13 protein-coding genes are annotated in these 11873 nt (G+C 46.7%); 3 read left to right on the top strand and 10 right to left on the bottom strand.

Translation table 11 applies throughout. The features are described from left to right. Positions 1–98 precede the first annotated feature (98 nt). From F0220_RS08595 to F0220_RS08585, 3 genes are all read right to left on the bottom strand, one after another. On the bottom strand, positions 99–833 hold the full coding sequence (locus F0220_RS08595) for a YdcF family protein (protein ID WP_105597912.1): 735 nt from the start codon (positions 831–833) through the stop codon (positions 99–101). Between the two features lie 50 nt (positions 834–883). Further along, positions 884–1435, bottom strand: a complete 552-nt coding sequence (locus F0220_RS08590) for a nucleotidyltransferase family protein (RefSeq protein ID WP_105597911.1) — start codon at positions 1433–1435, stop codon at positions 884–886. A 214-nt stretch (positions 1436–1649) separates the two neighbouring features. Continuing rightward, entirely contained in the window at positions 1650–2495 is an 846-nt protein-coding gene (locus F0220_RS08585) for an AraC family transcriptional regulator (protein ID WP_105597910.1), read from the bottom strand. A 201-nt stretch (positions 2496–2696) separates the two neighbouring features. On the opposite strand from F0220_RS08585, the gene F0220_RS08580 reads away from it, so the two are divergent. Then, positions 2697–3227, top strand: coding sequence for a TetR/AcrR family transcriptional regulator (locus F0220_RS08580; RefSeq protein WP_105597909.1), 531 nt, complete (start codon positions 2697–2699; stop codon positions 3225–3227). Positions 3228–3315: 88 nt separating this feature from the next. Further along, complete coding sequence (locus F0220_RS08575) at positions 3316–4422, top strand: MFS transporter (protein WP_105597908.1); 1107 nt, start codon at positions 3316–3318, stop codon at positions 4420–4422. 27 nt (positions 4423–4449) lie between these two features. On the opposite strand, the gene F0220_RS08570 is transcribed toward F0220_RS08575, so the two are convergent. The 3 genes from F0220_RS08570 to F0220_RS08565 form a co-directional block, all read right to left on the bottom strand. Then, positions 4450–5058, bottom strand: coding sequence for a DUF1349 domain-containing protein (locus tag F0220_RS08570; RefSeq protein ID WP_105597907.1), 609 nt, complete (start codon positions 5056–5058; stop codon positions 4450–4452). A gap of 178 nt (positions 5059–5236) precedes the next feature. Further along, positions 5237–5419 (bottom strand): hypothetical protein, encoded by a 183-nt coding sequence (locus F0220_RS32830; RefSeq protein ID WP_223199899.1) that lies wholly within the window; start codon positions 5417–5419, stop codon positions 5237–5239. Beyond that, the gene (locus F0220_RS08565; RefSeq protein WP_223199898.1) at positions 5409–5771 is read right to left on the bottom strand and encodes a hypothetical protein; all 363 of its coding nucleotides are present in this window, start codon (positions 5769–5771) and stop codon (positions 5409–5411) included. The genes F0220_RS32830 and F0220_RS08565 overlap by 11 nt, the downstream gene beginning before the upstream one ends. A 160-nt stretch (positions 5772–5931) precedes the next feature. Here F0220_RS08565 and F0220_RS08560 point away from each other — a divergent pair, with 160 nt between their 5' ends. Continuing rightward, entirely contained in the window at positions 5932–6198 is a 267-nt protein-coding gene (locus F0220_RS08560; protein WP_105597906.1) for a SunI/YnzG family protein, read from the top strand. A gap of 153 nt (positions 6199–6351) precedes the next feature. Here the strand turns inward: F0220_RS08560 and F0220_RS08555 are convergent, their stop codons facing one another. The 4 genes from F0220_RS08555 to F0220_RS08540 all read right to left on the bottom strand — a co-directional run bounded on the left by F0220_RS08555 (position 6352) and on the right by F0220_RS08540 (position 11864). After that, positions 6352–7314 (bottom strand): glycosyl hydrolase, encoded by a 963-nt coding sequence (locus F0220_RS08555; protein WP_105597905.1) that lies wholly within the window; start codon positions 7312–7314, stop codon positions 6352–6354. Positions 7315–7343: 29 nt separating this feature from the next. Further along, positions 7344–8300 (bottom strand): carbohydrate ABC transporter permease, encoded by a 957-nt coding sequence (locus tag F0220_RS08550; RefSeq protein ID WP_105598443.1) that lies wholly within the window; start codon positions 8298–8300, stop codon positions 7344–7346. Between the two features lie 82 nt (positions 8301–8382). Continuing rightward, the gene (locus F0220_RS08545; protein ID WP_105597904.1) at positions 8383–9282 is read right to left on the bottom strand and encodes a carbohydrate ABC transporter permease; all 900 of its coding nucleotides are present in this window, start codon (positions 9280–9282) and stop codon (positions 8383–8385) included. Beyond that, the gene (locus F0220_RS08540; protein ID WP_105597903.1) at positions 9279–11864 is read right to left on the bottom strand and encodes a DUF5696 domain-containing protein; all 2586 of its coding nucleotides are present in this window, start codon (positions 11862–11864) and stop codon (positions 9279–9281) included. The genes F0220_RS08545 and F0220_RS08540 overlap by 4 nt, the downstream gene beginning before the upstream one ends. Positions 11865–11873: the final 9 nt, after the last annotated feature.

Raw genomic sequence — 11873 nt, 5'->3', positions numbered from 1 at the left:
TATTGTTAAGGAGTAATAACCATCCTTATATGCAAACAGGACGAAGCATAGATCATAGATCTCCGCTTCGTCCTGTTTCCGTTTTTCTGTCATGTGCATTAGATAAATGTTTTGATCGTAGCAAAATATTCACGGATCATGTTGACGGGTTTCAGATAACCCGGTGACGGAGCCGATATGCCGTATTCTGCTGCATAACCATTCTTGGCAGCGATGTATTTGGAACGGAACATATGATAGTCACTGGTGACAATCATGATCTCAGGGTGCTCTAACCCGGATTCAAGAATGATTTTTTTGGAAAAGGCCAAATTCTCCTGTGTACTTGTGGAGCGATCTTCCATAATCACTTGGGCGGGGTTAATCCCCTGTTCAATCAGATAGTTTTTCATGGCGAGCGCTTCGGGAATCGATTCTCCAGGTCCCTGTCCACCCGATACAATGACTGGTGTCTGAGGGTGACTACGAATGTAGTTCAGACTTGCATCTAACCTTTGTTTCAGGGTCAATGACAATTCCGTTCCACGGATGCCTGAACCCAGGATAATGACATAGTCCGCTTCTTCCGGATCATTCGCACCAAGCTGTGTGAATACAAGTGCTTCAATAATGACAAAAGAGACGGCAACCACGCCAAATCCGGTAAGGATAATCCGTTTCAGAATAACATGCTTCTGATAGTCAATCCGTCTTAGCACGATAAAAGCCACCGTGATCATTCCAAAAAACATGACTGCAAATCGTTGGCCCCAGAAGGCCAGAAATGCCACAAAACATGCCAACAGGACAAGATCAATGATCAGTCCATTTTTGTGTAAGAACTTTTTTATCAAATCCGTAGACACTCCTTCTTGTACCCACTATTCCGCAAATCACTTATTATTCAAGCTGTTATTATCGTTAGTTTCGGCCATTGTTCCTGCCAGCGCTTCTTCTGTACTCTCTGATTATAATAGTCAGCATCCGTGAAGAATGGACTTTTGCGGACTATAAGGTGATACAGATCATGCAAACCATGCGGAGCGCAGATGTTAACCCGATCTTCTTCATCCAACTGTACTGCTATAGCAGTCACAACTTCTGGCCAATAGCGAAGAGCATCTTCAGTAGAAAGATAAGGATCTGTGCCATTGCGCAGATGCATTCTCGCCTGATTTTTGACCGACCACTTGGCATTGCCTGTCAACTCACGGAGCTGACACTCCAACTGTATGTCTCTTTCCTCACGCAGGTCTGACGCATCATAATAGACAACATCAATATCACTGTGCAGCTCGCGAACAGCATATCCATGCAGAACATCCCAGATATAATTGCGAATATATCCTGCACCTATGTAACATTGTGGCAAATGGAGACCTCGGACTCTCCGCAGATCATGCATTAATTGCTCGTGTTTGATGATCGTCTGAATGAATGGGTCCTTATATAACATATCTGCCTCCTGCGGTTTACCTCATTGTCCTCTTATAGCTGTTAACCTTCATTCCAATATATCATGTTTACCTGGCTGCAATAAAATGAACAACGCTTGAACATCCTCTGTACAACTTCGAATCTCTGATTAATCACAACCAAATAACCCATAAACAGCTTCGGTTATCCGAGTGTTTATGGGCGACAATGATCGAGTTTGAAACGGTTAAAATTTATTTAATCGGTATCCAGATTTGTGGCGGTTGATTGGGGCCCGGGTATACTTCCAGCTCCGGCATATATGCGTGCTCATAAGGGTTGGATGGAAACCATTCCGCAATAATCTGTTTCCACAGAAGCTGCATGCTCTCCGGCATCGGGCCTTCTACTTCAAATACACTCCATTTGGAAGCAGGCATGGTGAAGGTTGAAAATCCATCAGGTACCTCACCATCGTAAGCCGTAGCAATCCAGTATTGCATCTGTTTATCCTGTATTTCGCTCTGATCCACAACGACGCCAAGTAACCCTGGAATATCCCCGTTGTTCAGTTCAAACAAACGATCCTCTGTACCGCTCGTCCACGCTTCCTGCCACATCTTCCCGATGCCTTGCAGATGTTCTCCATCTACATATGAGAAAGTCTGCTTCACCCCTACGATAGTAAATTCAGGATGTTCAACGATTCTATATTTCATCGGTTCAGCTCCTTTTAGACTCACTTGAATAACCAAACGATTATACGATTTGACAGCGTTACTATTCTTTCGAACCTCACTGGGTGCGATTCCATGTTGTCTCCGAAAGGCTTTGGAGAAAGATTCTGGTGTATCGTAACCATATTTAAGCGCCAAATCGATAATTTTAACATCACGCTGAAGTAGCTCATGTGCCGCCAAAGTCAATCGTCTGCGTCTTATGTACTCGGCTACAGTAATATCAGTTAATAAGGAAAAGGTACGTTGAAAATAAAAAGGAGAGATATGAGCCTCTGCGGCAATCTGCTCCATCGTCATATTTTCAAGCAAGTGGTCTTCCATATATTGAATAGCGACCTGTAATGCGTTGATCCAGTTCATGTGATAATCACTCCTTGATGTCTAATATAACGGATAAACACCCCAATAACCTGTCATACTGTGCTTTCATTTGTCCGGTGAAAGCAAAACGATGTAGTTCATATAACGCCATCTCACAGAATTTGACAATGTAAACGATTTACTATAGCCTTTGAGTATAATGATCGTTCTATATTATTCTGAAGGGAGAGTAACACTGACATGAGCAGCAAAAAAGAAATGCTTTTGAACGTGGCTGAAGAATTATTCTATCTTCATGGCTTCCATTCCATTGGCTTAAAGCGAATTATCACGGATGCCGGGATCGCTATCATGACGTTATATAACCACTTTGAGTCCAAGGATGATCTCATCGTCCAAGTACTCCTGCGGCGCGAACAGCGTTATTTGGAACAGCTCCGGCAATATGCAAACAATAAAGAGCAACCCATGTTTCTCAATCTGGCTGAAGGACATGTAACTTGGCTAAAAGAACACGAATCAAGAGGGTGCTTGTTCTTACGCGCCAAGGAAGAATTCGGAGGTCACACTGACCATATCATCGTCCAGACAGTGAATGCGCATAAAAGACATATGAGAACATTAATCCAAACATTGGCGCCTGCTGCAAGTGATCGAGATCTGTTGCGATTTTCCCTGCTGCTGGAAGGTTCTACGGCACTTGCTGAGACAGAAAATGTAAATGAAGTCTGCCGTGAATTGATCCATATGACGCAAACCAGTTTCAAATAATGCTATTCCGGGTGAGTTAGTAGTTCAACTCACTTTTTTATTTAAATGAAATTATAATGATCGTTCTATCTAAAAGGCGGTGGATTTAATGAAAAAAATGATCTTCCCAGGCATTGCACTTATCGCTGTATGTTATGCATTCGGGAGATTCAGTTATGGATTGTTTATGCCGGAAATTTCGGAAGCCTTACACTTGAATGATGCAGCCTCTGGGGCGATTAACTCAGGAACGTATATTGCCTATTGTCTGTCCCTTCTAACTGCACCCCTGTTGATTAATCGCAAGGGGCATCATTATGTCATTCAATTGGCAGGGATCAGTGCAGTGCTCGGATTAACCGGCATCGCCCTGTCCCAGAATGCATGGGTTCTTGCATTTAGTGTATTTCTAGCTGGTTTGAGTACAGGCTGGGCCTCTCCGGCACTCGGTAACATGGTTAATGCCGAACTTGCACCGGATCTGCAAGCAAGAGGTAACAGCTGGATTAACACAGGGACCAGCTTCGGAATTGTTATATCCGGTCCACTCTACTGGCTGTTCACGGATTACTGGCGTCTAACCTACATCCTGTTTGCTGTGATCGGTGTTGTCGTTCTGCTGTGGAACAGACGTGTCATTCCGGCAACCAAGACACTGCCTTGTACCAAGTCACTCTGGACATGTATGAAACCAACCAGACCCGGGTCTGCTCTTCTGATGGCTTGTCTGTTAACAGGCGTTAGTTCGGCAATCTACTGGACCTTTGCCCGAAACTTCCTCACGGACGAGAAAGGGGTCTCCGATTCGGAAGCCGTGTTGTTCTGGATTGTGATGGGGGTTATGGGGATACTCGGCGGATGCGCTGGACGCATTATTGAACGTATTGAGATTGGGTGGTCCTACCGGATAGGTATCCTTTTATTGGCTATCTCGCTGGGGGTAATCCTTCTTCCATCCATGGCGGCAAGTCTGATCTCTGCGATCATATTTGGCAGCACATATATTTTCCTGACCAGTGTATTTATCGTTTGGGCAACGCGACTATTCAGTCCGAATGTATCGATTGGGATCAGCCTTGCCTTTCTCGCGCTGGGGGCTGGACAATTCCTTGGCTCCTCCATGGCAGGTTACACGATTGAAGTGTTTTCCAATACAACGGCATTTCTGGCCTTTGCTGCACTCGGCCTGTTCGGATTGTTAATTCGAGTGAAATAAATGACAGAACAACATTCTGATCGTTTTTTATTCTACTCGGCGTACACTTCCGGTCAGTCCATGTTGAAGCCGTACATCTGCAAAAGTAACTGTGGTCCCTTGCCCGATTGGGGATTGGGCCACAATGCCAACTTTGATCTCTTCGGGGCAATCGAGGCCAAAATAACGTACCAGCTTCCACTTCTCACCATCTTGGGAATAATGGAAAGCAAAGCTGCTGCCTGCGCGGGCTACACGTAAATAAGGCTTGCTGACATCTATAGGGGATGATACACAATCATCCGAGTTACCACGGGTCACAACACTAAGAATGGACGGCTGTTCTTCAAAAAATTCAAAGCAGACTTTAGCCCAATTCGTATCGTCCACCATCACCATCAGACAGCCCGAGTCATACTGTTCTTTCATGTCCACCTGTACTTGAGTGACGATGCTGAAATCTCCCTTGATTATTGTATGTAAAAAAGGAGCTGAGGCTTTCACCGGGTCACCTCCCGGATCAATGAAAAAGTCACTGACTGGCGAAACGGTTATCGTTACTTTGCCGTCTTCAACGGACCAATCTGCTGGCTCGTTCAGCCATCCCAGGTTTGCAGATAATGTTTGACCTGAACAATGTTCGAATAGATTCGTCATGTGGCACACCCTTTGTGTTGGAGTATAAGTTTACTAATTTCTCTATTTGTATTCGGTATATACGATGGTTAATCCTGTAGGTTTTACTGAAATATCCCACCCTCAATATCGTACACTGATATCTCCGCATGATCACTTCTTAGGATCGATGATAAAATCAAATTTCTTCATAACGGGCTCAATCACGTGTGCACGATTGGATAATACGTTCGTCCCAGACCTGTACCTCAATATATCGTTCCGGCCCCTTATCACCTTTACGGTTCCATTCCTGAGGCCAACCATAGAACTGAATAACTTCGATGATTTCATCTTTGGTATAAATCTGCTTACGATAAGGTTTAGCATCGTCAAACCTCATTGTTGGAAACAAGTCCAAAACTCACAACTGCATCTGGAAGGTCATCCCATGGAATGATTACATGATCGGGTTCTGAATACCAGGACAACAGCCATTCGCATGCACCAAGCGTCAGATAATGGGGATATGATTGTAGTGGCTTCCCACCTTTGGCAACAAACTGTTCATAAGCCCTTTGCTCAAGCGTTCTGCGAATTGCCATGTAATCTGCGGGTCGTCGACTGGCAAAGTTCCTTCCCTGAAGACGGATCTTCTGTGTAACTGTTTCTGCTTCATCCGCAGACAGGCTGGAGAGATTTCTGAAGGGACCAAGACTTTGTTCAAAATAATGATAGGCATTCCAGTCGTGCATACATTCTCCTCCTTTGAACAGGATCGATTTGGTCTTTTAAATTCAGTTGATAGAAATCGCCGCCCCTTACTATTAATAAGGTAATTTTATCCAAAATATGATAAACTGGATATACGAGATTAATTCAATGATATGAATTACAACAGGAGGAGATCAATCTATGTTTGGTGTTAACGTGAAAAAAGCAGAAGATCAACTGGTCATCCGCTGGCAGTTCTCCAAAATCGAAATTCCAATTGTACATATCACATCGGTCACTCTGGATGATACATACGGTGGCAGCGAACCATCCGCCATTCGAATCGGTCCGGTTAATGGCACAAGCGAGAGGATTCTGATCCGTACGGTTAATCAATCATATATCTTATTCACGAACAGTGTGAATTTATATCCCAATATCCGAGATATGCTACAACCGGCAAACTAGATTGTGGTTCGAAACGGATTTTTATGTTTCTCCAAGGAATAGCTCCATTTACATATGTACGCCACCAGAAAGAAGCGTGAGTATTCGCATTAAATCTTCTAGCGAATACTCACGCTTCTTTGATGCCAATACCAGTTGTTCGAAGTAACGTTCTTACAACCAACTCCATTTCGGTAGCTGATCCAACGTGATAATCTCTTCGCTGTTATACACTTCCTTCAAAAACGCCACTTCATTATGCGCCCCGTCTTTCAGAAATCCACCTGTCCAAGTACAGAACCAACTCCAGTGTACATCCTGTTCCTTCATTTGCTTAGGGTCAGGGATGGAGCCGTTCTCGGCGAGTGCAATGATTTTGTTGTCCTTCACAAGCTCACGCAGGTTGGCGTAACGTGCTGCCAGCGGACTGTGATCTCCTGCTTCCGGGTATACATCTACACTCACAATGTCCACGACATCATCCCCTGGATACCATTCCTGTTTTTCCGAGTTCCAGACCCAGATGAGATTGTGCAGCTTGTGCTCGTGCACTAATCGATTATACAACAACCTATACAACTGTATGGCAGGTTCGGGGCCTTTCGCTCCCCACCAGAACCATCCACCTTCGGCTTCGTGCAGCGGTCGGAATAACACGGGCACAACAGCATCTTTCAACTCTTGCAAGTGAACTGCAATCGCGTCGATATCCCGGATCAATAACTGATATGCTTCCGATTCAGTATCAGCCAGCGCTGAACTCAGATCATAGGTAGTCGCATCCGTATAAAACCCCCGCCACCACTCCTTGCCCGGTTCATCGATCAGATTCGTAGGTGCATTCCAGTGCCAGCATAGCGTCACGATTCCCCCTTGATGGTGCCATGCAATGGCATCCCGAATCTCCTGAGAGACCGCGCCGCGCTCTGTTCTTGATGGCGAATATTCCATGAGATCGAATCCAATCACAGCCGGTTTCCGCCCTGTATTTTCATTAATCCAGTTCAGATTGCTGTAGTCCTGCTGACCTGACAACATCCCTTTCCCATAACGCTCGACCAGGAACGCCATTAGTTCTCTGGCTTCGAATGTCGCTGCTTCATTCACCGGAGCACTGTTGATCATACGTACCGTCATCGCTAACACCTCCAATTAGGTTTACCATTTTAACCCACGACCCCCGAGCGCTCAATGCTCTCCACAAAATAACGCTGCACGAACAAGTACAAAATAATCAGTGGTGCAATCGCCAGCAAAATGCCTGTATCCACGATCATCGCCACATAGTTCGGATCTGCCTTGATGCCCGAGTTCGAACCAAAGCCCATCAGTTGTGGGATTAACTGGTTCGCCTGAGCAGGTAAGGAAGCCACCTTCAGTGAGATCAGTGGACTTTCACTCATGAATAATGCCGAATAGAACGTATCGTTGTACTGCCACACAAATGAGAACAGAATGACCGTAATCAGCGGTGAGATCGCATTGGGCAGCATGATTTGAGCAAATGTTTTGAATCCACCAGCACCGTCAATCAGGGCGGCCTCCTCAATTTCCTTTGGCATACCCTTGAAGAACTGACGGAAAATATAGATGAACAACCCTGCCTTTAGCCCACCTGCCGTAGCCGCCGTAATCATGGAGGGCCAATACGTATTCAGCAGATTGATGCCATTCTTTCCCGTGAACAACTGGATCATGCCCATAAAATCAAAGCTGCGGAAATGCAGATACATCGGCACCATAAGCGTGCTTGTGGGCACCAGAATGGTGAGAATGACCAGGACAAAGAGCACATTGCTGCCTGGAAAAGAAAACCGGGCAAAGCCGTAACCTGCAAGCGCACAGGACATGGCTGTCAGAAGCGTTGTGATGGTAACAAACAATAACGTGTTCGCCAGCAGAGGCAGGTAATCCATCACTTGCGCCGCTAGCCGAATATTATCCAGCGTAAAGTGCTGAGGAATCATATAAATCGTTGGATTGTAGATATCCTGTTTGTCCTTGAACGCAACTGAAACTTTGAGAAATAACGGATATAAAATAATAAATGAAATTCCGATGACCAGTGCATATCTGAAAATGGAATAGAGAAGGTCTGATGTTTTGTGTCGCACCCGATACATATGATAATTCTGCTTCGGAACTACTACCATGCGATCTGTCCCTGATGCAGCCATAATCTGAATCCTCCCTTAATGTTAACCGTCAGTTATAGTGAACCCGCCGTGACAACACCCACCCCACTACGATCAGTACAAGACCAATCACCAGCGTGTACAGCCAGGACATCGCCGAGCTTAAGCCAAAGTTCTGGGTTTTGAATGCGGTTTGGTAGATGGCCTGTGTGACCGGACTCCCGGCAAATGAGTCAATGATTGTATAGATGACATTTGTCAGAATCAACGGACTGACCATAGGAAATGTAATTTTCCAGAATGATTCATAAGCTGTCGCCCCTTCGATCTTCGCAACCTCATACATTGATCCAGGTACCGACTGCAGCGCGGCGAGGAAGATCAAAATCTGAACACCTGAGCTGCTAATAATCTCATAGATCCGCATGATGGCTTCTACAATGTAATCCACATAGGCCATTGGCAATCCCACATCCGCCAGCATCCGCACAATGGACACCACGTTGAACGAAGCCCCGCCATCGGCTGATGCATCGACCGCACTTGCATCTCCCATCAGATTGATCAATCCTGCAGACTCCGCTGCTGCGACTGCACTGGAAGCCAGAATAACCGGCAGGAAAAAGATCGCACGCGCCATCGTTCTGCCTCTGAACTTCTGGTTGAGCAATGTAGCCGTGAACAGACTGAAGAATAGGATCATCGGCACATTCAGCAGCATTGCTCCTACGGAATCCACCAGAATCCGGTTGTATGTAGCATCAAACAGAAGCGCATCCTTGAAATTTTTAAATCCAACGAAGTCCAGAACGTACCCGCCCGGAGCAACGGACAGATTACTCAGACTAAACCGAATCGATTGCAGGAGCGGCGTGGCAAAGAGGAAGATGAAACCGAGCAACCACGGAGAAATAAATGCAAGTCCAAGCAGCGCTCTCCGTGACTTCAGCGATAATCGAATGGTTCTCATCGGTTCACTCCTTCCACCACATAGTCAATCCCGTCAACTGTTGTTCCATCCACGGTTACTGCGTCCGCATTGTAATTCACAAGGATGGATGTACCGCCCGTATAAGTGATCCGGACCACGCCATCCTGGATGCGTTCATGCTTCAGGATCTGCTCATTCTCCAGTTTTCCCAGCACTTCATTGGCCTGCTTATACAAGGCAACAGCGTCATCCACCCAATAGCTATACTCGGTAGCGTAGGCCGAATCATAATTCGTAAGTTTCAGCCGGGAAGATGGCTCATAGGTCCATTGAAAATACGGAGCGGCCCCAAGCTCCAGGCTTCGCAGCAACTGTTTGCGCAGATCCTGATCCCCCGACGTGTTCATCGGAGATGCTGCGTAATTCATGTACCCATGAATGACCATCGCATAAAAAGGAACTTCTTCATCGGTAATATTGAACCGACTCGACCCTGCGGGTACATTCACAACATGTTGTGCACTACCCCAAGCGTAGCTATTTGCGGCGGATACCATCAGGTTCGGATAGGACTGTTCCAGCTTGCCCAGCTGCTCCTTCACAATGTGCTTCGCCGTCTCCCGATGAATCACCCGACTATCCCGATAATCTGAAGTCAGGACCTGCCCAAGATCACGAAGGGATAACCCGCCGAGATCCAATTGATTGAATTTGTCAGCAAACTCACTAACCACATAAGGAAGCTTGGCCGCTGAGAGCAAATAATAGCTGTCCCTACTCTGATCCATGCGATTAAGTGCAGGATTGTACGGATACAGTTCTGCTGTCTCCTTGGTGACAAACCGCGCTGCATCCGAGGAAGGAGCAAAGCGCATATCATCGTGATAAATGTGCTGGAAAGCCACATCCGGGAACAAAGCTCCACCCGACTGCTCAAGCTTAGCGGACAACGCTTGCAGTTCGGAACGACTGCCTACTTCACTGTCCAACTTCACCTGGGTTGGCGTGTGATGGCCGATGCCACCACCGAACCATCCCTGATACCGCATTTGTACACGGTTCACACCTTCCTGCTGTAACTTCGCTGCCATTTCGGTGGCCTGTTCGTACGTCGTCATAGCTAAAGTGCTCCGATAGGGCACGCTTAGGAACGAAGCCTTTTTGTCCACTGCACCAAGCACATCTACATAAAACGGCAACTCTGTCTGTTCCACGAGGGGTTTCAGTACATCCTGCTCGATCAACTGCTGTTGATACAGGCGGGCCATACCCGAGTAACTGGCATCTTCTCCATGAAGGAAATGATAGCGGACCTGAATATCTCCGCGGTAAGGCTCTTCGCCAAGCAGCTGAATCTCCTGCATTTTCTGCGAGGTGTACATCTCCAGTTCATCCTCACCCCGCAGGGAGAAGGTCGCATGCACGTGATTGTAACTGTTCTGCCTGCCTCCTATATCCGCGGAGATACTGGCTATGCCATCCCCTTTTTCAATGACTGCAAACCAGGCATTCTCCCCGTTTTTCAGACCAAACACAGGCATATGCGCGGATTCACTAACCTGAGGACGACTGAGTGAATTATCATTCGGGTCTGCCCCATATACACGCTGTACATACTGCTCTTCCTGGGTTTTCCCGTTGTTCAGGTGGATCAGGCTACCCGAACCGTCAGGTACGAGCATGTAGCCTTCACCTTTCGTATCCGCAGCACCAAAATAAGCGAGCAAATCAATATTTCGAATGCGGTATTGCCCACTTTCCTGAATCTGACTCAAGGGCACGCTCACAACAAGCGCTCCCTGCTCCAGTCGGTATTCCACAGAAATAACAAAGCTTGGCTTATCAGACACGCCTCCGCCTTCGACTCCATTCTCCTGATTGTCAAAAGCCAGATCGTCCGCCGTGTAACCTGCCGTCTCAAATGCACTCAACATCTTGTTCAGCACAAGCTGCTTCGAAATCTGTCCATCCAGCCGTTCCAGAATATCCGGATTGTTCTTGGTTGGATAATAACGCGCAGACGTGTATCTTGCGACAGTAGCATCCAGCTTGGAAAGAACCTTCTCCTCGAGTCGCTGCTTGCTGATCAGCTTGGGCAGTGCATCAATACCAAGTGATGTATCACCAAGTGTATAGTTGACCCGTATGCCCTGATCGATCTGGCCTGCGGTGAATTGTTTGTTGCTTATACTCGAACTGAAATTTGGAAAGTTCTCCAAAGTGCCCATCGAATCCCGGAAAGACACGTTCAACTGGGAGGACAGGACCTCTTTTTCATATGCGGAAGCGAGACTGTCCTCCGCCCGTTCTTTCGGGTTGCTGTACCAGATCTCTCCACTTTTCCCGTTACGTACTGCGATTTCCGTTGTCTCCTCGTTATAGTACAAGGCCAAACCCTGATCTTCGGCGACCAGCTTCATACCAGGCACACCCTGCGAAGAGTCGCCAAGAAACTGCAACGGGTCCTCCGTGACGGGCATGGCTTCGGTTGTTGCATCCATATAAGCCGCGGCTTCTACGGCAGGAATGCCCCTGTTGTTTATATACAGCAGTCCGGCTGCAATCATGATTACAGCTGTACCACCAGCCAGCACCGTATATATTCGTTGCCTTTTATTCACGGATGCCGC

The sequence above is a fragment of the Paenibacillus sp. 37 genome (assembly GCF_008386395.1).
GTDB classification, from domain to species: Bacteria; Bacillota; Bacilli; order Paenibacillales; family Paenibacillaceae; genus Paenibacillus; species Paenibacillus amylolyticus_B.
The sequence above is the reverse complement of the archived record's forward strand: the minus strand, read 5'-3'. Positions and strand labels throughout refer to the sequence as shown.